Below are 24,438 nucleotides of genomic sequence, written 5' to 3'. Positions count from 1 at the left end.
ACTTTATGAAACTTTTACTATATATTATACACGTGAATTGCCGAAAAATTGTTATCATTATAGGTAGTAGTTAAATATCAAAAACGAATTTTTACTTGATGACAGATAGAACCAGTGCGAGAATACTGTGGTTTAGTGAAATTTCAAAAGAAGATGTGCCAATAGTTGGAGGCAAGTCAGCCAATCTGGGTGAGATGGTAAAATTGAAATCGGTCCCGGTTCCAAACGGATTTTCCACCACCAGCCTTGCATACAGAGAATTCATAAAAGAAAATAACCTGGACGAAAAAATTCTTAGTATAATAAAAGGCACGGACATTGATAACTCAAAAAAGCTTAAGGACGCAAGTGAAAAAATCAGGGAGCTATTCCTCAGTTCACATTTTAATCACACCCTGGGGCAGGAAATAAGGGAATACTACAGGAAGCTCATAGAAAAAGAAAAAAATATTTATGTCGCTGTCAGGTCTTCGGCAACATCTGAGGATCTCCCTGATGCAAGCTTCGCCGGGGAACAGGATACATATCTCAACATACATGGAGAGGACGATGTGGTTCAGAATATAAAGGAATGTTTTGCCAGTCTCTTCTCTCCCAGGGCCATATATTACAGGGAAAAGAAACATTTCGACCATTTCAACGTTGCACTTGCCGTTGCAGTTCAGAAACAGTTATTTTCTGAGGTCTCCGGTGTGATGTTTACCGTGGATGTTTCAAACGGGGACAGTTCCAGAATAATTATTGAATCCAGCTATGGCCTTGGGGAATATATTGTGGGTGGTGTTGTTACGCCTGATACATTCTACGTGGACAAAAACACAATGAAAATAGAAGAGAGAATTATAACAAACAAGAGCAAAATGCTTAAATGCCTTGAAACAGGAGGTACAGAGGAACTGATAGTTGATTCGGAAATGGCAGAAAGGCAGTCCATTTCAGACAGTGAAATAATGGAACTGGCTAATTATGGAATACAGCTTGAGAAACACTATGGAAATAGCATGGACATAGAATGGGCCAGAGATTCTTTTGACCATAAAATATATGTTTTGCAGGCAAGATTTGAGACTGTGTGGAAAAATAATAACGGTGAAAAAAAGATGGAACAGGAAAAGGAAGCAGATGAGAATGATGTAATTTTAAAGGGGTTGCCGGCATCGCCAGGGAAAATATCAGGTACTGCCAGGGTACTTCTGAATGTGGACGAGATGGAGAAATTCAGGGAGGGAGACATACTTGTTACAAAGATGACGGCTCCTGACTGGGTACCGATAATGGGAAAGGCCCGTGCGATTATAACAGATGAGGGAGGGTTAACTTGCCATGCCGCTATAATTTCCAGGGAACTTGGGGTTCCCTGTATAGTGGGAACATCCTCATTCGGTCAGAAGGCAACAGAGAGCCTAAGGGATGGAGAGACAATCACTGTGGATGCCAAGAATGGTCTTGTATATCTGGGTGGAATTACGGAATTCAGTGCACCTGCTGAGACAACTGCACCTGTTTCCTATGAAAGCGATATAATAACCGGCACAAAGGTTCTGGTTAATATGGGTGAACCACAGCTATCAGAGAGGGTATCGAAGTTGCCATCCGATGGAATAGGCCTTATGAGGGAGGAATTCATATGGGCTGAAATAGGAGAGCATCCACTTTCACTTATCAAGAGTGGAAGGGGTGACTATTTCGTTGATAAGCTGTCCTCTGAACTGGCAAGAGTATGCAGGGACTTTGCACCAAGGCCAGTGGTCCTTCGTTTCTCAGATTTCAAGTCAGATGAATATAAAAGCCTGAAGGGTGGGTCGGAATTCGAGCCAGAGGAGGATAATCCTCTCCTGGGATGGAGGGGTGCCTCAAGGTATTATGACGAAAGGTACAGGGAGGCCTTTAAACTGGAATTGAAGGCCATCAAGAAGGCCAGGGATGAATACCTTCTAAAGAATCTATGGGTAATGATACCTTTTACCAGAACCGTGGAGGAATTAAAGAAGGTAGTAAAAATAATGGAGGATAATGGCCTGGAAAGAACCAAGGATTTCAAGCTGTTTCTAATGTCAGAAATACCAAGCAATATTGTTCTCGCGGATAAATTTAACCAGTATGTGGACGGATATTCAATAGGTTCAAATGACCTTACAATGCTTCTTCTTGGATCTGACAGAAACAACGGAAAAATGAGCTCCATGTTCGACGAACGTGACCTTGCAGTGAAAAGGGCGATCCGGTATCTAATAAAAATTGCACACAGGGATGGAAAAATAGTATCAATATGTGGCCAGGCGCCTTCACAGTACGATGAAATAGTTGATTTCCTTGTGAGATCTGGTATAGATGATATTTCTGTTAATCCCGATGCAGTTGTCCATGTAAGAAAGATGGTTGCATCTGTAGAAAAGAGAATACAGCTGGAAGCTGCATTGGGAAAGGTGCAGACAGACCCTGATTGGGATCTACCCTAATCAGAAAAAATATTATCTCTATTTAATTTAAAATTTCTCTTAAATATATATGCATTGTTCTCCCTATCAAAATTTACAATTGTGTAATCTTTTGAAAAAAGCATGTGGAATTTTTCCCGTAAAAGAAGTTTTACCCTGATTGCATCTTCAATGTTGGATAACTTGAAGTCCAGGAAATTCCGTATCATTCTCACACCTACTGTTTCACCAAGAGGAATATCCAGAAATTCCATGCTATATTCATGGACATGGTTAATAAACTGGACATTTTTATACGATACATCATAATTTTCGCCCATATGCCATTCTGCCACCAGCCTATCAGTGGGTAATCCAGCGTTGATGCCATCTTTCATGGAACCATAAAAATTATCAAGATAATTTCTTGCTACTGCACCAAGCTTTCCTATATTAAAATAACCGTTCAGGCTCATAACCGGATCGAATGTCCATGCTATCATTTTATATCCGTATTTAATGGCAAGCTCTTTTTGCTTCATTTTCATCATATAGCCAGCTCCGGAGTACTTTTTCTGATCAAGAACCCCGGTCATATGGGAATAAAGATATACCTCCCCATGCCTGTAACCTGGATACGAAAAGCTCATGCCTATAAGTCTCCCATCATCGTATGCCCCTAAAACAAAACCACCGTGGAATGCCATGGAATGTATTGTATCTTTAAATCCAGATAATGCACTGTCTGATCTCCATGCAGATTTAATAACATCCATAAAATCCGTTATCTCAGATGAATCCTCTACTGTACGAACATCCATATAATGTGATTGCAAATTAAACTTAAAGATTGAGTATTGTATAAACAGTTCAGCAGACTTTCAAACTCCAGATGAGTGTATTATTTATTCCATATGGCTCTATCATTATTTCCAACAAATTAATGGTTCTTTTCAGCCAGTTATAGCGGTAAAGGTAAAGACCAGTATCAATCTTAATAAACTTATTTATACAAACATTGGATTACCCTCCATGTCAATTAAGAATAAGGAAATTTTAGTCACAGGAGGTGCAGGATTCATTGGATCCAATTTAGTAAACACATTAGCAAGGGAAAACCATGTATATGCTCTTGATGACCTACAGACAGGGTCAATTCATAATTTAGATAATTCAATAGGGAAGGTGGAATTCATAAAGGACAGGGTAAAGAACATAAATGACTATGAGATAAATCCTGACTATATCTTCCATATTGGAATATACTCATCATCACCAATGTACAAAAACAATCCACATCTAATGGCAAATGCCATAGATGACTTGATAACAGTGCTGGAGTATGCAAAGCCTAAGAGAATACCCATAGTATACGCATCAACATCATCCATATACAATGGGATAGAGGAGCAGAAGGAGGATGTTATACCTAAAGTATCAGATTACTACACAGAGGCAAGGATAGCAATGGAGAGGATAGCAAACCTTTACTGCAACCTCTATGACATGAGCGTATCAGGAATGAGGTTCTTCTCTGTGTATGGATACAATGAGAGGTCAAAGAAAATATATGCAAACTTGGTATCCCAGTTCCTCTGGGCAATGCATGACAATATTAGCCCTGTCCTCTACGGTGATGGAGAGCAGAAGAGGGACTTTGTCTTCATAGAGGATTTAGTCAATGCACTAATCCTTGCAGCAGAGAACAACAGGAAGTTCAATGTTTACAACGTTGGGACAGGAAAGAACTACACACTGAATGAACTGGTAAAGATACTCAATAGGCACCTTAACAAGGATATAAAGCCTGAATACATTGAGAACCCCATGAAGGATACATATGTCTACTACACAAAGGCAGACATAAGGAAGACTGAGGAGAAGATAGGCTTCAAGGCAAGGATATCCCTGGACGAGGGAATTGATAAATTGATAAAGTATTATAATTACTGAAATTTTATAGAAAACTCGTATTAAACGATAATGTAATATGGTTACTGTAAATTCAAATGACCCTTTACCATTATCCTTAATCTACCTCCATATTTATGTATTTCCTTAACAGCCATTCTTCATTGATGTTCATTGCTATTGAAACAACCAATCTCATCAATGAATCACTATTGGGAAATGCACCTATCTTCCTTGTCCTTCTCTTCAACTCCTTATTGAATCTCTCTGTCACATTGTTAGTATGCAGCTTCCTGCTATGTTCTCCAGGGAATGATATGTATGAATATAATGAATCATACCATTTATAGAACATGTCAATGGACTTGTCAAGCTTCATTTCCTCCATCCTGTCTATTGCTATCTTGAACAGTGATTCATCCATTAGAGCCTCTGACACTATCTTTGATATATCCTTCCACTGTTCCTTTCCCATGGTCTTTCTTAAATTCTTAAGGAAATGGAAATGGCAGTACTGCCACAGTGAACCGGGGAATGATTCTGTTACTGCCTTCCTTATTCCTGCATGGCCATCTGATATTACCAATTGTACTCCTGTTAATCCCCTTTCCTGAAGCTTGAAGAAGAAGTTATTCCAGTCCATCTCATCCTCTGAATTGTATATGTCCATTGATAGGAGCTGCCTTATTCCATTGCTGTTTACACCTATTGATGTGTATAATGCCATTGACCTGTATTTACTATTTTCCCTGACTTTAAAGTATGTTGCATCTATGTACAGGTATCTTATCTGTTCCTCTATCCTTGTTTCTAAGAACTCTTTAACCTTGGCATCAAGGTCCTTATTCAAGGATGATACATACTCAGGAGATACATTTACTCCTAGATTATTTATTATATTGTTTACTGACCTGGTTGATACCCCGTTAATATATGACTCAACTATTACAGAGTCTAAAGCCTTTTCTACAGTTGAATACTTGTCAAATACAGTGGTTGTGAATGAACCTGACCTTATATCAGGCTTATCCAGGATCAGCTCACCATCCACAGTCTTTAATTTCCTCTTCTTGGTTCCATTCCTGTATCCTGTCCTTTTATTGTTCCTTTCATATTTATCAGCATTCAGCTGTTCAATGGCCTCCTGATCCATTACATTGTTTAAAAACCATGTAATCAATTCCTTCTTTCCCTCTTTTCTATCATTTATGAAAAGCTTTATTAATTCCTGTATACTTATTAATTGACTCTTTGCATTTGTCATTTTGTTTACCTCATTATGATATTGCAAAGAGTCATTTTAAATTTACAGCAAGATAATTACATTATCTATTAAACATAGGTTTTAATATTATTTTTCAATTGATAAAAATATGGCAGTATCGCCTAGAAAAGGAATGTATATACCCAAAAGGGCCACATTTGTCCGTAGGAGAAAGCATTCATCCCGGGAAAGATTTGAACCAGGATATATAACAAAAGAAAAGCAAAAATTAAAAAACGAAAAAGATAATATAACCAATTTAAAAAAGGGACTGAATAAATGTGGAGCCAGAATGGAATGTGTAAGAAAAATCATAAAGAGAAGCAGGATTTGCAGACATAACTATGAAGAGATAAATACAGGATCAAGGAAGATAATCAGGGTATATCTAAGAAATGGTGGCTACCTGCATCTGGAAGACGATAGATGGATTTATCATAAAAAGGAATAGGTTTATTAAGGATATTAGGACTCCGCATATTCTCTAACTGATCTGAAGAGCGATATAAAATCATCCTTTTTCAGCAGTCCTGTATTGACGTTCCGTGGACTGGGATGGTAGCACCCATATAATCGAATCCCTGAAATATCATAATATACTCCATGCCCGAATTTGATGTTTTTTGTATTAGTCCCTCTACTTTTATAATATTTAATGACGGCATCGAAAGCAATTTTTCCCAGGCATATAATTGCCCTTACGTTTTTCATCTGATCTATTTCCTGATGCATGTAACTGCTGCAGTTATTAAGTTCAACATTTAATGGTTTATTATCAGGTGGGGCACATTTCAATGCTAAGGTAATGTACATATCATTGTATTTTAGGCCATCATTCCTGTTTTCAGAGGTTGGTATACTGGTCAGTCCCACCTCATAAAGCGAAGATATAAGAAAGTCTGAACTATGATCTCCGGTGAAAATTCTTCCTGTTCTGTTGCCCCCATTGAAAGCTGGGGCCAAACCTATTACCAGTATTTTACCATTTATATCACCATACCCTGTTATCGGTTTATTCCAGTATTCTTCTCCAGAATACCTGGCCGGGATCTCCCGGGTATTTCTGTAATCAACGAGTCTCTTGCATTTTCTGCAATTGACTATGCATTTATTCAATTCATCGTAATTCATTTCAGGCTATGGCCCCCATCCACAGGTATTACGGCTCCATTGATCCATGAAGATTTTCCGTCAATTAAGAAAGTAATAACGTTGGAAATGTCCTCAGGAGGCGTTTCAACATCTCCGTATTTTCTCATTTTTGTATAATCCCTGCCAATTTGAAAATTCTGAATAATATATTCAGGGGCAACAACATTTACCCTGATCCCCTTCCCCTGAAGTTCAAGGGCGATTATCCTGGCGGCCTTTTCCAGGGCGTATTTCGATATGGAATATGAAAGCAGGTTTGGCTTATTCTTTACAGAACTTGCTGAATTACTTACAAATATAATTGAAGAACCATAATTCATATGTTTTATTGCATGCTTTGCCAGATACATGGGGATTTTTAAATGATTCAAAATCATTGTATCCAGTCCATCGAGGTTTTCTACGCTATCTTCCACAAATCCACCAACCATTACTACGAGGGAATCTATTGACTTTAATGTTTTAAGTGAATTCACTATTAATTCTTCACAGCTCTTTTCGTCATTTAATTCCTTTGCTATATAATTTATTTTTCCATAAACTGAGTATTCTGAAACAATTTGCTCCAGTTTTTTATTGTTGCGGGAGTTAATTATGACCCGGTTTCCATTTAAAAGAAGTTCATAGGCAAGTGCCTTGCCTAGCTCCCCTGTACCGGCTAAAAGAATGTTCTTTCCTGACATAATATCAAATGTGGCACGGTTTAAAATAGATTTCCATTAAAATACAGAACAACTAAAAGTTTACCATTCAATTACTAACCTGGCTTCTCAGGCGGTTAAGCATTTGAATTGTATTATACCTATCTGGGGCTTTTAGTCTTAGAATTCTATTTCCATGTTTTATAATAATTAGTTTTTGAGACCTGATAACAATTGTAGAAGCAATAAAATATATACCAAACGCCAAAAAAAATATTAAAGTAATGGAATAGAAATCGTTCAGATAGAACATAAAAAATAGAGAGAAAGATATATATGCTATTCCCACTAAAAAATAAATATATACAATTCGTGAAACGCCTTCATGGATACTTCTAATATCACTGTAATTAAATGATTCATAATATTTATGGAATAACCTGGAAAAAATTATTCTTCTATTAGTCAAATAAATTAATGTATACTGTGCCAGGACACTCTCACCTGGTAACAGGACATTATCGACACTGTAATATTTATTTAACGGGTACTTATCCATGAGAATAAATATAGCTGAAATATAAATTTATTTCTCTATAATGGCTCCAGTAGAACGTTATAATATGGTTATAAAAATTTAATATGAAATTTAATATATGAAGATTGCATTGAATTTCTATGAGCCAAATAGTAATAATAGGATACATAATTGATACAATAGTAGCATTCTTTATCGGAGCATGGTTTTCAAGATTCTGGCTCAGGCATCCATTCAGAAGGAAACCGGCAACTGGCAAGGATTCGTTGATCGGAAAAACTGGGGAAATTAAGAGTATACTGAAAAATAATTCCTATGAGATTTCAGTTGACTCACAGCTGTGGAAAGCTGTACCTGATGACCCCCAGGAAACATTTGCAAAGGGGGAAATTGCATATGTTAAGTCAATCAGAGACCTTACATTATACATCTCAAAAATTAAATAAGTAACTTTCCCCATTAATACAGAATTTTTCGATTTTAGGTTAAATATAAAGGGCCACTTATATGAAATTCTTAGCATTAATTGGAAAACCAGTATAAGGATAGAAAGAAATGATGAAAATTATTATTTGATAACAATTAGAAAAATATAGAGAATTAATTATAAATGAAGCAAAAAAATATTTATTATCGGTTTCCTAACTTATTATTTTTAATCAGATGCACCTTTGTCATATGGGACACCATGAAAATCAGGAGAAATACACCTATAAGATATTCTACTATCACATCCCCGAGCAATCCAAAATGAACTGTAAACATCTTATATGGTACAAGAAGGATGTACATGATGAGAATCCCAACCAGCATGATAATGATCACTGCAATAGCAGGTTTCATTGCCCTTAATTTTTTGAAGTACAGAACGGCCGGAGAAACTATGAATATGATGCTTAGAGGAAAGGCAATTTCTGAAAACCCATTCCACTTAACATGCCCTATACTCTTAACCTGTATTGAGGCAACTGCTATAAGTACGATACCTATCAATATTATGACTATTTCTATATAAAGTTTAATATTAGATTTATTTTTAGGCTCTTTTCGTGGAACAGTATTCTGTTCTGGCGGTGTTTCATGATCTGCCTGTGGTTCTGTTCCATTCTCGAAATCTCCATTATTTTGATCTGACATCCAGTTAAGATAATTCTGTCATTATTAAATTTATCTATCCCATATAGTGAATATACCGGATTTGAAATTTATGGTTACGTAGATAGTATTACATAATATGCGGTTGACGGTTATTGTCGATAATAAAATACATAAAGATATAGAATATACTGAACACATGGAAGATGTATATATCGTTTCAGCAAAACGTACACCCATAGGGAAATTCGGGAAATCACTTTCAAAAGTAAAAGCTACCGAGCTGGGTGCGGCTGCAATTAAGGCGGTTATTAGGGATTCCGGAATTGACAGTAACCTCATCGAGGAGGTGATAATGGGAAATGTCATCCAGGCTAATGTTGGTCAGAATCCGGCCGGACAGGCAGCATTCCATGCAGGGCTAAAACCAGAGGTAACAAAGAACACAGTCAATGTTGTGTGTGCCTCTGGCATGCTTGCAACAGAAAATGCAGCCAGAGAGATTATGCTTGGGGAACATGATATAATTATTTCAGGTGGATTTGAGAATATGAGCAATTCGCCATTAATACTGCCTGCTGAATTCAGGTGGGGGCCGAAGCAGTTGCTCTATAAAAATCTAAAAATTGAGGATTCGATGCTGAACGATGGACTGGTTGATGCTATGTATGGTGAGCATATGGGAGTGTCAGCAGAACATTCAGCCAGGAAATATGGGCTAACAAGGGAACGGGCTGATGAATTCTCTGTAGAAAGCCAGAACAGGGCCATCAGAGCAACAGAATCCGGAGAATTTGCAAAGGAAATTGTGAAACTGGAAAATCTGGAAAAGGATGAGGGTATGAGAAAAACATCCATGGAAGACCTGGCAAAACTTAATTCGGCATTTGACCGTAACGGGATACTGACCGCAGGCAATTCATCACAGTTATCGGATGGTGCATCCGCACTTCTGCTTTCATCTGAAAAAGGATTAAAGGAGTATGGTTTAAAACCTATTGCCAAAATTACCGGTTTCAGTTCTGCATCTCTTGATACCAGGGACTTTGTTGAGGCTCCAATACCAGCAACAAAAAAATTGCTTGAAAAACAGCATAAAAAAATAGACTATTATGACCTGGTAGAACATAATGAGGCATTTTCGGTTGCATCACTGATAGTCAGGGATCAGCTCGGCGTAGAAAATGATAGGTTTAATGTAAATGGTGGTGCAATAGCCATCGGCCATCCACTGGGCAACAGTGGTTCAAGGATAATAGTAACACTGATCAATGCACTCCAGAGCAGGAAAATGAAAACTGGACTTGCCACAATATGCCACGGTGGAGGGGGTGGACACACGCTGACACTGGAGCTTGTATAAATTTTTACAAATTCATTTGCGGCATTAATGAAAGATTTAAAAGCAATGCATTAATTATCATACGTCTTATTAATAGTATATACGATTCATGAATATATATGACGACGTAAGACTATAAGCTACCTGGCCTTCAATGGGCTTCAGATACAGCATATTGCGAGTCACATTGCAATGACCATCTGATCAGGGGCCGGGCTGAGAATTCCCCGTGGGTCAGGAAATTATGAAACGTGATTAATATCCGTTAAACCGGGGAAAAGTTAAATATAAACCGTTTTTTATTAAACCCGATAAAACATGTTTTATATGATGTGTTTATGAAACAGTGTTGATGATATTATCAAAAAGTACTTTGAGTTTTTTCAGCACATCCTTTTGATCTCTTATTTTATATGTATCTATTAGCTCCTCAGGATTTTTGTAAAGAAGGTAAACATCGTTATTCGTTGAATATATAAGCAATTTCGCAGGCAGTTCAATGCCTATTTCGGGATTTTCTTCCATTAGAAGGGTTCCTGAAGAGGGGGAACCGAAGATAAGCACGGTTTCATTCTGCATGTCCATTCCGGCGTTTATGGCATTTTTTCTGTGGTCTATTTCTGCAAATATTTCGAAATTCCTACTCTTCAGAAAATCCTTAACAATTTTAACAGTGTCCTGGAACCCGTATTTACTTTTGTCCTTGATAAACATAAGTATGAATAAGTACAGGATATAAATTATTTATCATGGATTATCATTCACATTGTCCAGTTTCATATTGGTTTGAAATTTATATTAATAGAAACCATTTGTCAAAAAGTTATAAATCGAATGATGAAATTGGATGTTATGTCGTGGAGAAAAATATTAGGTATGAAAGCACTGGAAAATTCTGGAAACCATGTATCTATAAATCTTGGAAATGGTGAAGTGGTGTTTATAACAAAGCAAAATGGAAAGTTGTTCGGAATAAATGGCATATGTTCCCATCTAAAATGCATACTGGGAAATGTAGCAGGTGATGGAAAGCATGTTGTTTGCCCATGCCATAATGCATCCTTTGAGCTGGATACAGGAAAAATGGTAAAGCCCCCTTTCATTGCCCCAGATTTACCTATGGAAAAATATACTCTTAAAACTTACAACCTCAGAGAGCAGGCAGGCTTTATAGAAATAGAGGAATAACTTAAAGATTATTCAATGCTAACACTATAAAAATTAACAATATAAAATAATTCTTCTGGAACGTATATTTATAATTTTAATAAAAATGAATTATTACTTTCTTTTTTTCTGCATAAACCCATCTATCCTCTCCCTTGTATATTTTTCTGATTGAAGTATGCCAAAGAGTGCCGCTTCGTAATCCAGTTTCATTTCGAGGCCCTTACTTGTTACATTATTTACTGTCCGCTTTGCAATGGATACTGTATCCTCCGGCATCCTATTTATCAGGGTTGCTATCCTTCTGGCCTCTAACTCGGAATTGTCAGAAAGTAGATCCACAAGGCCAAAATCATATGCCTGGGCGGCAGTTATCTTTTCCCCAGTAAGTATCATATACAGGGCCCTGTTGCGCCCTATAACAGAGGGAAGTATAACATTGCCACCCGCACCGGCGTTTATGCCAAGGTTTATTTCCGGCTGGCCCAGTACAGCATTTTCAGAACATACTCTTATATCTGTAGAAAGTGATAGCTCCAGACCACCCCCAAGCACATATCCATTCAGAAATGATATTACAGGCCTCGGATAGCTCCTGAAAAACAGCGCCAGTTCATTGAGTTTTATATGAAATTCATATGCACTGCGTGTGTCCATATTCTGAAACTGGGCAACGTCCGCACCTGCAGAAAAATTATTCCTTCCGCCGATTATGATTGACCTGCAACTATTACTTACACTTTTCATTGCGTGGATTATTTCGCCAACCATATGTACTGTTATTGTATTAAGCTGCTTTTCCCTGTTGAAATATATAACAATTGTGCCATTCTCCTCAACCAGATTTATGTCAGTATACTCCATGCACATATATTCATAATTCGATTAAATACTTACCACCCCAGATATTTTAAACTCTTACGCAAGAAATCCCCTGGGTTAGCCAAGAAGGATGCCGGCTTAGTGTAATAATACCAAATCACGCCTGAAAATAGTTAAATACGGTTTCAATATGTGTTCATATATGGATGAGTACAGGAACGTAAGAATATGCCCCCAATGTGGTTCACTAAAGCTTAACTGGGTTGCCGGTGGAATTGCAGGGCCTGTATATAAATGTGATGATTGCAATTACGTCGGGGCCTTTGTTCTTGAGGTCAGGTTAAAGGACATTGAAAAGTTTCAGAAAGAATTAAGAGAGGCAAAAAAATAGTGGCAGTAAATATGATTATGCTTTTCGACGGAACCTCAGATTCGAAAAAACTTGCAATGGAGCTTTCGGGCTCTGGCTTTGATATACTTGCAACTGCCACCACATCCGACGGAGTTTTAAAATTGTGGGAGGCCGGTATAAATAGCAAAATGGGAAAGCTCGACTATAATTCCATTATAGCAATATGCAGAAAAGATTCCATTAAAGCGCTTATAGATGGGTCGCATCCATACGCTGATTCCCTTCATGAAACATGCATAAGGGTATCCCAGGAGCTCGACATTCCACTTATCAGGTACGAGCGCAGGGGCATTAGGATTAAGAATAAAAGGATATTCTATGCGGAAAACTATGAGTCTGCAGAAGAAAGAGCAATGAAAGGCAATAACGTCCTTATTACCACAGGAATTAATTACATAGAGAAATTAAAAGGCCTTATTAATAACAGGAATGCCTACGTGCGCATAATACCTGACCCTGAAAATATTGCCTTGCTTATAAAACTCGGGGTCAGAAAGGACCATATAATTGCAATGGAGGGGAACTTTGATGAAAACCTCAATAAGGCATTAATGCAATATTACAGAATAGATACCCTAATTACAAAGGATAGCGGATTCAATGCAGAACCGAAAGTTAATGCTGCCCTCTCCCTGGGGATAGATGTCATAATTATATCCAGAAAAAACTTCAACTGGAAGATAGTATGTGAAAATACCGCGGAAATAAAAAAGATTTTAAATGATATGGAAATAAAATAATTATGGATGGTACCCTCAGTCCTTCAGAGATTTATTCTAGAAGCTTCTCTTATATCAGGAGTGAAATGGGACTTGACAGATCATTGAAATCGGATATTATAGTAAGGACCGTACATGCTACGGCAGACTTCGATATTGGAAGATCCCTTGTTTTCTCAAGGTATTTTGAAAGTTCCCTTGAATATATCAGGAATGGAGGAATGGTAATAACAGATATCAACATGGTATATGCAGGAATCCCACGGCATGCAAGGAGGAAATGTTTTATTAATGACCATGATGTAATAGAAAATGCAAAAAATAGGGGGCTATCAAGATCTTACCTGTCAATTAAAAAGGCATGCAGGGAATACCCGGATGCTTTATATATAATTGGAGATGCCCCAACTGCCCTCTTATCGCTTCTGGAAACCGTACATGAAGGATCATGCAAACCTGAATTAATAATCGGTGTTCCTGTGGGATTCGTATCAGCACTGGAGTCCAAATCAAAACTGCTTTCATTTAATGGAAATTTTATAACAAATCTAAGCATGAAGGGTGGATCTGCAGTTGCTGCAGCAATATTCAATGCAATGGAAGCGTACAAAAATGTATATTGAAAATCCTGACAGGACAAATTTAAGGTACGGGTATACAACTGGGGCATGTGCCACTGCTGCCACAAAAGCCGCTCTTATTATGCTTCTTACAGGGGAAATTGTGAATAGGGTGGAAATTAATCTGCCTGTAAAACAAACCGCGAATTTTACAATAGAAAATCAGAGTATAGAAAAAGGATACTGCATAGCCTCTGTTAAAAAAGATGGAGGCGATGATCCTGATGTAACAACAGGGTTATACATATATTCAAAGGTGGAACTCACAGAAGAGGGCGGGATAATAATAGCAGGCGGTGAGGGAATAGGAACGGTCACAAAGGAGGGCCTGCCCATAAAGCCAGGAAATCCTGCAATAAATCCGGTTCCCCTAAAGATGATGCGGAATGCTGTTGGGGAAATCATGGAGTCTTATGCCATTCATAAGGGCGTGAAAGTTACAATTTATGCTCCTGGAGGGTCAGAGGTAGCAAAAAAAACATGCAACCCAAAGCTTGGGATTATAGGGGGGATATCCATACTTGGAACCAGGGGGATAGTAATACCATTTTCAGATTCCTCCTGGAAGGCTTCTATTGTGCTGGGGATACGGGTGGCATCCAGAATGGGCATGAATTTTCTGGTTTTTAGCACTGGAGGAAGGAGCGATGCTGCAGTTAAGAAGTTATTTCCATATCTGCATGATGAGCAGTTTATTGAAATAGGTGATTTCCTTGGGTTCTCCTTAAAAAGGGCAGTGGATGCTGGAATCAAAAAAATCGTTGTTGCAGGCATGCCTGGAAAAATGTCCAAACTGGCTGATAATAATATGGATCTGCATTCCTCAAACAGCAGCGTAAATTTCGATTTCCTGGCATCAGTTGCCATAGATAGTGGATTGGGAAACGATATGGCATCAAAAATCAGTGGTGCCAATACTGTTCTTCAGGTAATGCAGATTACTGGATATGATAAAAACTTCCTGGAAGCTATAAAAAAGAGATGTGTAGAGAATATTAAAAGGTATACAGAAAATAAAATAGATGTTTCTATAGAAATTATAAAAAATGAATATTAATTATAAAAAATATATATGGTCGTTCAGTACTCTGCTTCTGCGTCCACTTCCTTTGCTGGATCCAGCAATGCCTCCGCAGACATAAGTGGCTCTTTGGGTGCACTGTTAAGTCCTATAAAGAAGAATATTGCAGCATATATACCAAGAACCACGTAGTCGAATGGGTATGCTATGAGATTTATTCCACCTGTAGGCGATCCTCCGAGGTATGATAGAAGTATCATGCCGGCTATGTATACAGGTATCCATGCTGAATTCTTTAGGTTGAGCCCCATGAAGTGCTTCCTGCTGGCCTGGTATATGAAAATCACAGAACCTGCAAGTACTGCGCCCAGTGCATAAAGTGTTGTTGGGAATGTGGACCAGTATATAAGGTATGTTGCGACCTCGAAAGCCACAAAACTCCATAACATTGGGTATGGTATTTTGAATGGCCTTTCCACGTTAGGATAAAGCCTTCTCAATACAGGCAGGGATATGGAGGCAACGGCAAAGTTTGCCACTGCAGCAACCACGACAAAATCAACAAGGGCATACCATGATGGCAGCGGTAACAGGAATATAATTGCCAGCACCAGTGCCAGTATTAATGCGAAGTAAGGAGCACCATGCTTGGTTGTTTTTCTAAAGGCTCCAGGAAGTGCATCCTCCTCTGAATACCCGAATATAATTCTGCTGGCACCGGTCAGGTATACTCCAAGGGTCCCACCTGGCGAAAATATTGCAAACAGGAAGAACACTATAACCATACCTCCAAGTAGATCTGCTTCACCCACTGTCATACCGGGAACTATATTTGCATGAATTATGGACGATAATGGAGAGCCAAGAGCCCCGACAAAGCTCCAGTCTCCGGTCTGTATGCCGAATCCTGCCCAGCTGACTGTACCGACTATCACCACAGCCATTCCTATATACAGCAGGGATTGAACCAGCAGAACCGTGCCGATAATTTTTGGCATGGTCTTTCCTGGATTTTTAACCTCTCCTGCCATATCAGCAACCTGTCTGTATCCACCGAAGGAGAATAGTATACCTGAAGCTGGTATTGCTATGAATAATCCTCCCACTGATGGAAGGAATCCTGAAAATCCTCCCGCACTGCTTGCACCTGTAAGGCCTGAGGTAAAATTACCCCAGTGCCATATAAACATTGGGAGTATTACTATAAACGCAACAACCACCCCTATTTTTACCCAGGTCAGGAACTTATTAAATTTCCCGAATCTTGAAATTCCAACCATATTTAGTGCGAAGAATCCCAGCAGTAGTAATATAGCCAAAAATATGCCATAGCCCGTTAAAACTCCGGTAGTCGCATTGTACAGAAAAGGGAAATACAGTGATGCATAGGTTGATACTGCCACCGCCTCGATAGCAGGTATGGTTGCAGCCCATATTAGCAATCCCCATCCGGACATAAATCCGCCGTATGAACCATAGGAATAATATGCAACCCTGGCACTGATTCCAGATCTTGGAAACATTGCAGAGTATTCTGCGAATGGGAGTGTAACAAGAACTATAAATACAGCTGCAAGGATCCATGATATTATAACTGCTGGCCCGGCGTATGATGTCCCACCGGCAGCTGCAAACAGAATACCTGATCCCACTGCCCCACCTATTCCAAACATTATTGCCTCGTGGGTGCTCATTCCTCGTCTCATTCCAGTTTTGGTCCTCTTTCCCAAAACTTTATTATCTAAATCTTCCATAAATATGGATAAGGAAAGCATATATAATACTTCCCTTCAAAAATGTGAATTTACACTTTATTTCCGGTATTAACACCACCAACATTGAAAATGTATAACAAGAATTTAAACAAGAATTTAAATATTCATATTAACAAATGAGAGATAATTATGAAATTTTATATCTGCATATAGTATTGAATATCATGGACACATTATATTTGAATCCAGCAATGATATTTTATACAGCCAGGTAATATAAATTAAATGACTGTACTTAGCCAGAACGATTATGAAAGATTTACATGGAAACATAGAAAGGTTTTGCTCCCATTCGGAATTATAACCGTGGCACTCAGGATCAGTACATCCTATCTTAACCTTAAAACGGGAATAGTAATCAATGGTATTTTAACAGTTTTAGCCATAGGCGGGTTTCTGGTACTAGCTGAATTGCTTATATTAAAAAACTATGAAAAATCTATTGAAAAGATGGAAAATAATAATAGATAAGATTTGCCTGGTAGGAATTTCTCCAGGAATATCATATATTTTCTATTATGGTTACCAGGCTTTCTCCAAATTCCTTTGTTCCCATTGGTTTTACATTGAAGAATTTTGCAAGGTCCTGTGTAACTTTTTTTGTTTCTATGGCTGTCCCTATTGCCCTTTCTATAACATCGTGAGCTTCATGCCAGTTCATGTACTTGAGCATGAGCTGTGCTCCCCTTATGAGACCAAGAGGATCAGCGACATCCATTCCTGTATATTTCGGTGCCGTTCCGTGGACTGCCTCGAACATTCCACCGTTATCGCCTACGTTTGCACCGCCAAGTGTGCCTATATTTCCTATCAGGGCTCCTGCTGCATCGGATATGTAGTCTCCGTCAATATTGGGAGCGATTATAACCTCATAGTTTTCAGGCCTGGTTATAATCTGCTGGAACATGTTATCGGCTATCATGTCATTTACCAGTATTTTGCTGGAATCGTCCTTTGAAACATAGTCCCCGAATTCGTTTTCCAGGGTTTCATACGCCCATTCCCTGAATGCGCCCTCCGTGTATTTCATTACATTCCCCTTGTGCATTATGGTTATTTTCTTTTTATTGTTCTCTATGGCAAATTTGGCAGCTGCCCTGGTAATTCTCTGTGTTTTCGCCCTGCTCATGGGCTTGATGCCTATTCCAGAGTCGTCACTTATATGGATCTGGAATTTATCCATGAGGAATTTTCTTATCTCGGCAGCTTCAGGGCTGTCATATTTCCATTCTATGCCCATGTAAAGGTCATCTGTATTTTCCCTGAATATGGTTAGATTTACATTTTCTGGGTGCTTGAGCGGGCTTTCCAGTCCTTTCATATAATTTACAGGCCTTATATTTGAATAGAGGTCTAGCATGAGCCTGATTCTAACGTTTATTGATTTAAAACCGGTGCCTATGGGTGTTCCCAGTGGGGCTTTTAACAGTACACGGTATTCGTTTATGGCATCCTGTGATTCCTGGGGAAACCTATCATTTTTTTCTTTAAGGGCTTTATCTCCCACAAGGATTTCCTTCCATTCTATTTTTTTATTTTTATATGCCTTTTTAACGGCTGCATCAACAACTTTCCTTGTTGCATCCATTATCTCAGGACCTATACCATCTCCATCGGTATAAAGAATTGTAGGGCTATCAGGTACTTTCCACTTTCCATTTTCGAATGTTATTTTCCCCATATAAATCCTGTAGACATCGGTATATGAATTATTAATATTTCTCTTATTACAAATAATTTGTAAAATCAACTTACTGGATACTGTGCTTACCTTATTTTTTAATTCTGTAGCGGGTCCTGCCGAATACCCTGACCTCACTTATGCGTGGAATTATCTTTTTTGCCGATTTAATAACATTTCTTGATTCAAGTATATATTTTAATCCGTAAATAACAGAAACAATCAATAATACAGAAAGGCTGATTTCTATAGCGTGGGAACCCAGGTATGCAATGGTAATAAAAATTGTTACAATTCCAAGCAAAGGTATTATGAAGAAATATTTTTGTTCTCTAAGATGTACTGGATTGTCCCTTTTAACCTTCTTCCAGAGAACTATAGCTGAAAAGTCTATTATTGAATATGCTATTAATACAGAAACATTGGATGCCTCAATGATTGTTGAAAATCCCACAAAATATACAAATAACAGGCTTATTGCCATTGAAAGAAGGATAGAGTAGAATGGGGTTCCGAATTTATCTATTTTGCCAAAGCTTTGCGGTATTTCCCTATCCCTGCCCATGGCAAAAAGAACCCTGCTGGTTCCAAGTATCCCTGTTAAAACAACGCCGGCAGTAGCGGTTATTCCTCCTACAGCTATGATTACAATCAGATATGGATTATGCAGAACATTGATAGCAGCTGATAATGGTGCCGATGCTGATGCCAGATTTGATGCAGGTATCAATCCTATGGCAACCACCGCTACAGCTGAATAGAGTGCTGAGGAAATAACTATAGAAAGAATAATAGCTTTCGGTATATTTTTTTCAGGATTCTTAACCTCATCCCCCACGGTTGTGATTCTGGAAAATCCGGTAAAGGCGAAGAATATAAGGGCAGAACCCTCCATGATGCCGGTAAAACCTCCTGGAGCGAAATTAGTGAAATTCTGAACTTTAAAATAGAATAATCCAGAAATAATAAATATTATTAAAATTATTACATTTACTACTACTAGAATTGACAGTGTTCTGGCGGAATTCTTTATTCCAAGTAGATTTAGAACGGCAAAGAAGATTATTACCGGAATTCCATAAAAAATTAAATTAAGATGAAGGTGAAATAATGAGTTTATGTAACTGCCCATGCTCAATGATACTGCAGAGATGGCAATCATATTAGAAAAGGTCCACATGGTTCCACCAATAAAGCCTGCAGAGGGAGCAAAAGATTCTTTTGCATATTCATATACTCCCCCTTCCTTGGAAATATGCTGCGCAATTTCTGAAAAGCTTAATCCCGTAAATATGGCTATAATAGCAGATATGAAAATAGAAAGTATTATGGCAGGTCCAGCCTTTCCTGCGGCTATTCCTATTATAACGAATATTCCAGCGCCGATTATGGCCCCAAGGTTTATTATAACAGCAGATCTCAGGCCAAGAATTCTTTTCAATTCGTAGGATGCCATTTATTGCATATAATGATTTGATAAATCAAAGTACCGATATCCTCTCAAATGTTTATGACTGTATAAATAAATTATTATATATGGTAATAATATATTACCATGAGTGTTAAAGGTTTTAACTCCAGAGCAGTACATGCAGGAGAACTGTATATACCAGAAATAGGAAATGTAACAACGCCAATTTTTGAGGATTCCACATACAGATACCCCAATAACTCAAAAAATATAATTGCTGATAATACAAGCAGATCATCATTTCTTTATTCAAGATGGGGAAATCCAACTGTCCAATCCTTTGAGGGGAAATACAAATCACTGGAAAAAACTGAGTATGCAGTTGCCTTCTCCACCGGCATGGGTGCAATTACTGCAACAGTGCTATCAGTAATGAAGAGCGGGGATAGGATGCTGGCAATAAATGTACTTTATGGGCAGACATATTACTTCTTTGCCAGAACCCTCAAATCATATGGCATAAATGTGGATATGGTTTCAGTGGAAGACATGAATAGCCTTAATATAGAAAAGAAAGATTATAAAATGATATATATAGAATCTATCCCGAACCCCCTGATGGATGTTCTGGATATAAAGAAAATAGGTGCTTATTGCAGAAAAAACAGTATAACACTTGTTGTCGATGCAACCTTTGCCTCTCCCTTTAACCAGACGCCAGTGGATTTCGGTGCGGATATTATAATACACAGTGGAACAAAATATATTGGCGGTCATTCAGATGTACTCATAGGTGTGGTGGGATGCAATGATGAAAAATATTACAGCGGGATAGTTGATATGAGAAAGACTTTAGGAGCCTCTCCTGATGCTTTCCAGGCTTATCTGGCATATCGTGGACTTAAAACGCTGGGGCTCAGGATGGAGAAACATAACTCAAACGGCCTGAAAATTGCCGAATTCTTGGAAGGTTCTGATAAGATAGAGGAGGTGTACTATCCTGGATTGATATCCGGGAATTACTATGAAATCGCGAAAGACAACCTAAGAGGATTTGGCGGTATGATTTCTTTCAAGCTTAAAGGGGGAATTGAAGAATCACACAAATTTATTCAAAACCTTGAAATACCCATGCCAGCAGTGAGTCTTGGAGGTGTAGAAAGCCTTATTACCATTCCTGCTGAAACAACACACAGCGAAATGACCGAGGAGGAAAGAAAAAAATCCGGCATTACAGACAATCTAATAAGACTCTCAGTGGGAATCGAAGATTATGAAGACCTGGTAAATGACCTTGCACAGGCACTGAATAAAATTTAATACTAACTTTATGGGTCTGTCCGTATTCCATTATGAACATAATCAAGTCCCTTATTATACTATGAAAGTGTATTTAAAGAAAATATGCGTTTATTAATATATTAATGGAATTTATAAGAAAATAAAAGTTCACTATAGATCATCTCTACCAGTGCGTCTCAAAATAATTTTGTTCTCTGTACTCTGAATGACCTCATAGCTTAATGGTGTCTTCCCCTGCATCTCCTTAACCAGTACATTCTGTATCTCCTCTAGGTCTTCAATATTGTATGCTTCGATATTCCTTCTCCCTTCTATATAGTTAAACAAGACACGCTCGGAGGAAGGTACTTTACTATCAAATAGACTGAACGGGCGATACGGGAAGACCCCTGCCTCCTCAGGGTTAGTAACTTCTATCATGCCATTCCTTATTACCCGCCTTAGTAAATCATTGAATGACTCTATGTCATTCTTTAAAAAGAGTTCCACCCAGCTATACATTAGATGATTGGGTACTTGGGATAGCGTTAGTTGCTCTGCACATAGTTTTTTAGGCGATATAGTTCCCAACTTGGTATGGAGGAATAGGGCATACTCGGCATACAAGAACATGAAACCTGCGTCGTTTTTTCCTCTCCTTATTTCAAGCAGCTTCTTTGCAATATCTATCTCTTTGTATCCAATCCTTAGACGTTTTTGTTCTTCCATTTCTTGGAGAGCTTTTTCGTTAAGGTCATTGTACAAATCCCAATATTCCGGGGATAATTGCTCCAAGTCATACATATCACAATGAAAGAACTCGCCGTATACTGAAATAAAAGCCTCAGCGAAATATGCCTCTATGGCCTCCCTTATTGCTTTCCGCGTAGCTATGTAATTTACTGCTTTCACTACGCTTTCAGTATCCCGGAAGTTCAGGGTGAGTATACCAAGGCGCTCTTTTACTATACCATTGGGTACCAACCCTGTTTGTCGATCCATGAGATGAAACTTGAGGTTCTCTCTAGTTAAGCCGATCGTTTCCCTTAATTCATCCTTGGATATCGGTTCAGGATATTTCTTTAGGGGCTGTATGAGTTCCATAATGATTCTTCCTTTTACCTTGCCCGGGGCGGCTATGTTTGCATGTTTTTTTATTTCTGACATAATTTAGTAAGCGTAAGGTTGTGATTAAATTTTTCGTTTTAAAGTAGGAATACGCTGTGTAGGTAACAAACACCCGGTAAGCGTTTTTTAAAACTCCTTAACATATATTCCTGATACGAATAGGGTTATTATGAGTGTAACAAAATATGAATGGTATGTGATTTGGAAGAATGATAGTTTATACGTGGCTATCCAGAATCCATGGACTAAAGCCAACGGATTGTGCCTGTACATGACGGTAGATGTTCGGATAGAATCGGAAGGAAAGAACTTCATACTCATAAAGTCAGGAATAGTTAAAATTGAGGGTTGTAAAATAATGTTAGAAGACTTTGGAATAGAGAAAATCAAAGGATTGAATAAGAGAAATATAGAGTCAGTCAAGAAGTATGCCATAGGCTTGGTAAAGTCAAAACATGGACCGGAAAATGGCAGTTGCCCCTTATACCAGAAAGGTTGCAATAACATGCTGTGCCCTATGCTTTCAAACCTTGGTATATGGTATTCCGAAGAGGATGTTTGCCGTAATCCGAGATACAAAGATGATATAGTAGTTATCAACCAGAAGAAGCTTAAGAAAAGAAATCCGGGGGGCTACTTTACCAGGGATATGCTTTCTAAAAAGTTTATAATCAGATCGGGAATATCAGGAATAGATCCAGACGTCCCCCCTTCTATAGATGCGAGAGGCCAAGCTGCAGTGGATGGGCTATACATTAAACGCGAAAAGCTGTGGAATACAGCACACCAAAAGATTTCAAAGAGAACAATGAAAAAGCAAAAAACTATTGTGATAAAATTGGCAAATAACCTGAGAAAAATACAGGTTGTTATTGAGATTTGGAGGTAAAAAGATAAGGTCATATAAATGCTTTTAGACTATACCTTTACTAATATATTAATTAAATTTGCAAGAAAATAGAAGTCAATCCAATTTACCGGTCCATCTTGTTATGACTTCTCTGTTATCCTTATAAATCACTTCATACCCCAGCGGCACTTTATCTTTTAACGCGTTGAAAATATCAGTTTGTGTTTTGTCCAGTTCGGTTATGGGCAACGACCTCAATTGTAAATCAATTTGCAGATACCGGAACATGACCTGTTCTGTTAAACAGATATCTTTGAAAGCCCCAAAAGAATGTTCTACTTTTACACCGGGTGAAATCCAATAACCTTCGTCAAGCAAACCTCTTCTTATCGCCTGTCTAAGTTCAGTATCGAAGAATCCTTTATCCTTTTTAAGTTCCATGTTAACCAGTTCGTACATCTTGAAATCTGGCATCCCATCGAGGCTCAGGCTTTCGGCGGTCATTTTTTCCGGTTTCCCATAGTAAGCAATCCCATAGAAATGAAAAGCTAATCTCCAGTAGATGAACATGAACCCTGGTTTTTTCTCCCCTCTTCTGATTCTTAACAGCTCCTTAGCTAGATGAAGAGCTTTATAGTCTATATCCGGTCTTTTCCATTCGTCCATGATTGCCCTTGATTTTTGCATGAAGCGGTTATAATCTTCAAACTCATCAGGACTTAACTGTTCAAGATCGTGCATTTTGCAATGATAGATTTCTCCGAACACGGACATGAAAGACTCTGCAAAGTACTGTTCCACAGATTCCCTTACCTTATCCCATTTGCAGAGGTAGTTAACGGCCTTTTCTACACTTTCGGCATTTCTGAACCCGATTGAGAATTTTCCCCGTTCTTCCCGAACTATCCCATTAGGAATGAGCCCGGTTTTCGGATCCTTCAAATGATATTTTAGCCCCTCTCTTGACAAACCTGTTCTTTCCCTGAGTTCTTCTCTGCTCATTGATTTCGGTTCTGGGAAATGGGATCGGATCAGTGGTGCAGGTTCGTCTTCCAAAGGCTGTATTAGCTCCATCAGGATTCTGCCTTTAATTTTTCCAGGTTTATCCAAATTTGAATGTTTCTTTTCCCTTATCATATTTGAGCAAGCATACGCTTAGACTTAAACATTTCGTTTTAATAGTAATAAACG

25 protein-coding genes are annotated in these 24,438 nt (G+C 38.3%); 13 read left to right on the top strand and 12 right to left on the bottom strand.

The annotated features are described in order from the left end of the window. The first annotated feature begins 98 nt into the window (after positions 1 to 98). A complete protein-coding gene (gene ppsA / locus RE471_RS04960; protein WP_309215685.1) occupies positions 99 to 2,459 on the top strand; it encodes a phosphoenolpyruvate synthase in 2,361 nt (786 codons plus the stop codon). Here ppsA and RE471_RS04955 read toward each other — a convergent pair. Beyond that, complete coding sequence (locus tag RE471_RS04955; protein ID WP_309215684.1) at positions 2,456 to 3,238, bottom strand: hypothetical protein; 783 nt, start codon at positions 3,236 to 3,238, stop codon at positions 2,456 to 2,458. The two genes, ppsA and RE471_RS04955, sit on opposite strands and share 4 nt — an antisense overlap. A 211-nt stretch (positions 3,239 to 3,449) precedes the next feature. Between RE471_RS04955 and RE471_RS04950 the strand changes: the two genes are divergently transcribed. Continuing rightward, a complete protein-coding gene (locus tag RE471_RS04950) occupies positions 3,450 to 4,370 on the top strand; it encodes an NAD-dependent epimerase/dehydratase family protein (RefSeq protein ID WP_309215683.1) in 921 nt (306 codons plus the stop codon). Positions 4,371 to 4,446: 76 nt separating this feature from the next. On the opposite strand, the gene RE471_RS04945 is transcribed toward RE471_RS04950, so the two are convergent. Next, the gene (locus RE471_RS04945; RefSeq protein WP_309215682.1) at positions 4,447 to 5,592 is read right to left on the bottom strand and encodes an IS256 family transposase; all 1,146 of its coding nucleotides are present in this window, start codon (positions 5,590 to 5,592) and stop codon (positions 4,447 to 4,449) included. 109 nt (positions 5,593 to 5,701) lie between these two features. Between RE471_RS04945 and RE471_RS04940 the strand changes: the two genes are divergently transcribed. Further along, complete coding sequence (locus RE471_RS04940) at positions 5,702 to 6,043, top strand: hypothetical protein (protein WP_309215681.1); 342 nt, start codon at positions 5,702 to 5,704, stop codon at positions 6,041 to 6,043. A gap of 14 nt (positions 6,044 to 6,057) precedes the next feature. Here the strand turns inward: RE471_RS04940 and RE471_RS04935 are convergent, their stop codons facing one another. Continuing rightward, positions 6,058 to 6,723, bottom strand: coding sequence for a uracil-DNA glycosylase (locus RE471_RS04935; RefSeq protein WP_309215680.1), 666 nt, complete (start codon positions 6,721 to 6,723; stop codon positions 6,058 to 6,060). Beyond that, on the bottom strand, positions 6,720 to 7,427 hold the full coding sequence (locus RE471_RS04930; RefSeq protein WP_309215679.1) for an SDR family oxidoreductase: 708 nt from the start codon (positions 7,425 to 7,427) through the stop codon (positions 6,720 to 6,722). Before RE471_RS04930 ends, RE471_RS04935 begins: the two co-directional genes overlap by 4 nt. A 636-nt stretch (positions 7,428 to 8,063) precedes the next feature. On the opposite strand from RE471_RS04930, the gene RE471_RS04925 reads away from it, so the two are divergent. Next, complete coding sequence (locus RE471_RS04925; RefSeq protein WP_309215678.1) at positions 8,064 to 8,369, top strand: NfeD family protein; 306 nt, start codon at positions 8,064 to 8,066, stop codon at positions 8,367 to 8,369. Positions 8,370 to 8,553: 184 nt separating this feature from the next. On the opposite strand, the gene RE471_RS04920 is transcribed toward RE471_RS04925, so the two are convergent. After that, positions 8,554 to 9,060 carry a hypothetical protein gene (locus tag RE471_RS04920; RefSeq protein WP_309215677.1) on the bottom strand — a complete coding sequence of 169 codons (507 nt, stop codon included), beginning with the start codon at positions 9,058 to 9,060 and terminating at the stop codon, positions 8,554 to 8,556. 157 nt (positions 9,061 to 9,217) lie between these two features. Here RE471_RS04920 and RE471_RS04915 point away from each other — a divergent pair, with 157 nt between their 5' ends. After that, complete coding sequence (locus RE471_RS04915) at positions 9,218 to 10,381, top strand: acetyl-CoA C-acetyltransferase (protein ID WP_309215676.1); 1,164 nt, start codon at positions 9,218 to 9,220, stop codon at positions 10,379 to 10,381. 315 nt (positions 10,382 to 10,696) lie between these two features. Here the strand turns inward: RE471_RS04915 and RE471_RS04910 are convergent, their stop codons facing one another. Next, on the bottom strand, positions 10,697 to 11,074 hold the full coding sequence (locus RE471_RS04910) for a DUF302 domain-containing protein (RefSeq protein ID WP_309215675.1): 378 nt from the start codon (positions 11,072 to 11,074) through the stop codon (positions 10,697 to 10,699). Positions 11,075 to 11,212: 138 nt separating this feature from the next. On the opposite strand from RE471_RS04910, the gene sdx reads away from it, so the two are divergent. Beyond that, a complete protein-coding gene (sdx, locus tag RE471_RS04905; protein WP_309215674.1) occupies positions 11,213 to 11,548 on the top strand; it encodes a sulredoxin in 336 nt (111 codons plus the stop codon). A 93-nt stretch (positions 11,549 to 11,641) separates the two neighbouring features. Here sdx and RE471_RS04900 read toward each other — a convergent pair whose 3' ends face one another. Further along, positions 11,642 to 12,391: an enoyl-CoA hydratase/isomerase family protein gene (locus tag RE471_RS04900; RefSeq protein WP_309215672.1), complete on the bottom strand. Its 750-nt coding sequence runs from the start codon at positions 12,389 to 12,391 to the stop codon at positions 11,642 to 11,644. A 160-nt stretch (positions 12,392 to 12,551) separates the two neighbouring features. Here RE471_RS04900 and RE471_RS04895 point away from each other — a divergent pair, with 160 nt between their 5' ends. From RE471_RS04895 to RE471_RS04880, 4 genes are read left to right on the top strand one after another with little or no spacing between them, the layout of a single operon-like run. Next, positions 12,552 to 12,740: a hypothetical protein gene (locus RE471_RS04895; protein WP_309215671.1), complete on the top strand. Its 189-nt coding sequence runs from the start codon at positions 12,552 to 12,554 to the stop codon at positions 12,738 to 12,740. Positions 12,741 to 12,751: 11 nt separating this feature from the next. Continuing rightward, a complete protein-coding gene (gene cobK, locus RE471_RS04890) occupies positions 12,752 to 13,501 on the top strand; it encodes a precorrin-6A reductase (protein WP_309215670.1) in 750 nt (249 codons plus the stop codon). Positions 13,502 to 13,503: 2 nt separating this feature from the next. Continuing rightward, positions 13,504 to 14,103: a precorrin-8X methylmutase gene (locus RE471_RS04885; protein ID WP_309215669.1), complete on the top strand. Its 600-nt coding sequence runs from the start codon at positions 13,504 to 13,506 to the stop codon at positions 14,101 to 14,103. Beyond that, positions 14,093 to 15,157 (top strand): cobalt-precorrin-5B (C(1))-methyltransferase, encoded by a 1,065-nt coding sequence (locus RE471_RS04880; protein WP_309215668.1) that lies wholly within the window; start codon positions 14,093 to 14,095, stop codon positions 15,155 to 15,157. The genes RE471_RS04885 and RE471_RS04880 overlap by 11 nt, the downstream gene beginning before the upstream one ends. A gap of 23 nt (positions 15,158 to 15,180) precedes the next feature. Here the strand turns inward: RE471_RS04880 and RE471_RS04875 are convergent, their stop codons facing one another. After that, the gene (locus tag RE471_RS04875; protein ID WP_309215667.1) at positions 15,181 to 16,875 is read right to left on the bottom strand and encodes an APC family permease; all 1,695 of its coding nucleotides are present in this window, start codon (positions 16,873 to 16,875) and stop codon (positions 15,181 to 15,183) included. A gap of 246 nt (positions 16,876 to 17,121) precedes the next feature. Between RE471_RS04875 and RE471_RS04870 the strand changes: the two genes are divergently transcribed. Beyond that, positions 17,122 to 17,367 carry a hypothetical protein gene (locus RE471_RS04870; RefSeq protein ID WP_309215666.1) on the top strand — a complete coding sequence of 82 codons (246 nt, stop codon included), beginning with the start codon at positions 17,122 to 17,124 and terminating at the stop codon, positions 17,365 to 17,367. A 31-nt stretch (positions 17,368 to 17,398) separates the two neighbouring features. Here RE471_RS04870 and RE471_RS04865 read toward each other — a convergent pair whose 3' ends face one another. Next, complete coding sequence (locus RE471_RS04865; protein WP_309215665.1) at positions 17,399 to 18,577, bottom strand: NADP-dependent isocitrate dehydrogenase; 1,179 nt, start codon at positions 18,575 to 18,577, stop codon at positions 17,399 to 17,401. A 91-nt stretch (positions 18,578 to 18,668) separates the two neighbouring features. Continuing rightward, on the bottom strand, positions 18,669 to 20,033 hold the full coding sequence (locus tag RE471_RS04860; RefSeq protein WP_309215664.1) for an amino acid permease: 1,365 nt from the start codon (positions 20,031 to 20,033) through the stop codon (positions 18,669 to 18,671). A 99-nt stretch (positions 20,034 to 20,132) separates the two neighbouring features. On the opposite strand from RE471_RS04860, the gene RE471_RS04855 reads away from it, so the two are divergent. Further along, entirely contained in the window at positions 20,133 to 21,308 is a 1,176-nt protein-coding gene (locus RE471_RS04855) for an aminotransferase class I/II-fold pyridoxal phosphate-dependent enzyme (RefSeq protein WP_309215663.1), read from the top strand. A 132-nt stretch (positions 21,309 to 21,440) separates the two neighbouring features. Here RE471_RS04855 and RE471_RS04850 read toward each other — a convergent pair whose 3' ends face one another. Beyond that, positions 21,441 to 22,436, bottom strand: coding sequence for a hypothetical protein (locus RE471_RS04850; RefSeq protein WP_309215661.1), 996 nt, complete (start codon positions 22,434 to 22,436; stop codon positions 21,441 to 21,443). A gap of 232 nt (positions 22,437 to 22,668) precedes the next feature. On the opposite strand from RE471_RS04850, the gene RE471_RS04845 reads away from it, so the two are divergent. Further along, the gene (locus RE471_RS04845) at positions 22,669 to 23,286 is read left to right on the top strand and encodes a hypothetical protein (protein ID WP_309215660.1); all 618 of its coding nucleotides are present in this window, start codon (positions 22,669 to 22,671) and stop codon (positions 23,284 to 23,286) included. A gap of 75 nt (positions 23,287 to 23,361) precedes the next feature. Here RE471_RS04845 and RE471_RS04840 read toward each other — a convergent pair whose 3' ends face one another. Further along, positions 23,362 to 24,384 carry a hypothetical protein gene (locus RE471_RS04840; RefSeq protein WP_309215659.1) on the bottom strand — a complete coding sequence of 341 codons (1,023 nt, stop codon included), beginning with the start codon at positions 24,382 to 24,384 and terminating at the stop codon, positions 23,362 to 23,364. Between the last annotated feature and the right edge of the window lie 54 nt (positions 24,385 to 24,438).

This window comes from Ferroplasma sp. (assembly GCF_031200575.1).
Lineage (GTDB): Archaea > Thermoplasmatota > Thermoplasmata > Thermoplasmatales > Thermoplasmataceae > Ferroplasma.
Note: the sequence above shows the minus strand (reverse complement) of the source record. Positions and strands in the feature narration are given on the sequence as shown.

Coding starts and splice junctions, on each gene's coding strand:
- RE471_RS04875 (WP_309215667.1), bottom strand. CDS start 16,875: ATGGAAGATTTAGATAATAAAGTTTTGGGAAAGAGGACCAAAACTGGA.
- RE471_RS04930 (WP_309215679.1), bottom strand. CDS start 7,427: ATGTCAGGAAAGAACATTCTTTTAGCCGGTACAGGGGAGCTAGGCAAG.
- RE471_RS04955 (WP_309215684.1), bottom strand. CDS start 3,238: ATGGATGTTCGTACAGTAGAGGATTCATCTGAGATAACGGATTTTATG.
- RE471_RS04885 (WP_309215669.1), top strand. CDS start 13,504: ATGGATGGTACCCTCAGTCCTTCAGAGATTTATTCTAGAAGCTTCTCT.
- RE471_RS04880 (WP_309215668.1), top strand. CDS start 14,093: ATGTATATTGAAAATCCTGACAGGACAAATTTAAGGTACGGGTATACA.
- RE471_RS04910 (WP_309215675.1), bottom strand. CDS start 11,074: ATGTTTATCAAGGACAAAAGTAAATACGGGTTCCAGGACACTGTTAAA.
- RE471_RS04915 (WP_309215676.1), top strand. CDS start 9,218: ATGGAAGATGTATATATCGTTTCAGCAAAACGTACACCCATAGGGAAA.
- RE471_RS04900 (WP_309215672.1), bottom strand. CDS start 12,391: ATGGAGTATACTGACATAAATCTGGTTGAGGAGAATGGCACAATTGTT.
- cobK (WP_309215670.1), top strand. CDS start 12,752: ATGATTATGCTTTTCGACGGAACCTCAGATTCGAAAAAACTTGCAATG.
- RE471_RS04895 (WP_309215671.1), top strand. CDS start 12,552: ATGGATGAGTACAGGAACGTAAGAATATGCCCCCAATGTGGTTCACTA.
- ppsA (WP_309215685.1), top strand. CDS start 99: ATGACAGATAGAACCAGTGCGAGAATACTGTGGTTTAGTGAAATTTCA.
- RE471_RS04935 (WP_309215680.1), bottom strand. CDS start 6,723: ATGAATTACGATGAATTGAATAAATGCATAGTCAATTGCAGAAAATGC.
- RE471_RS04945 (WP_309215682.1), bottom strand. CDS start 5,592: ATGACAAATGCAAAGAGTCAATTAATAAGTATACAGGAATTAATAAAG.
- RE471_RS04845 (WP_309215660.1), top strand. CDS start 22,669: ATGACGGTAGATGTTCGGATAGAATCGGAAGGAAAGAACTTCATACTC.
- RE471_RS04855 (WP_309215663.1), top strand. CDS start 20,133: ATGAGTGTTAAAGGTTTTAACTCCAGAGCAGTACATGCAGGAGAACTG.
- RE471_RS04860 (WP_309215664.1), bottom strand. CDS start 20,033: ATGGCATCCTACGAATTGAAAAGAATTCTTGGCCTGAGATCTGCTGTT.
- RE471_RS04870 (WP_309215666.1), top strand. CDS start 17,122: ATGACTGTACTTAGCCAGAACGATTATGAAAGATTTACATGGAAACAT.
- sdx (WP_309215674.1), top strand. CDS start 11,213: ATGTCGTGGAGAAAAATATTAGGTATGAAAGCACTGGAAAATTCTGGA.
- RE471_RS04840 (WP_309215659.1), bottom strand. CDS start 24,384: ATGATAAGGGAAAAGAAACATTCAAATTTGGATAAACCTGGAAAAATT.
- RE471_RS04940 (WP_309215681.1), top strand. CDS start 5,702: ATGGCAGTATCGCCTAGAAAAGGAATGTATATACCCAAAAGGGCCACA.
- RE471_RS04925 (WP_309215678.1), top strand. CDS start 8,064: ATGAGCCAAATAGTAATAATAGGATACATAATTGATACAATAGTAGCA.
- RE471_RS04950 (WP_309215683.1), top strand. CDS start 3,450: ATGTCAATTAAGAATAAGGAAATTTTAGTCACAGGAGGTGCAGGATTC.
- RE471_RS04850 (WP_309215661.1), bottom strand. CDS start 22,436: ATGTCAGAAATAAAAAAACATGCAAACATAGCCGCCCCGGGCAAGGTA.
- RE471_RS04920 (WP_309215677.1), bottom strand. CDS start 9,060: ATGTCAGATCAAAATAATGGAGATTTCGAGAATGGAACAGAACCACAG.
- RE471_RS04865 (WP_309215665.1), bottom strand. CDS start 18,577: ATGGGGAAAATAACATTCGAAAATGGAAAGTGGAAAGTACCTGATAGC.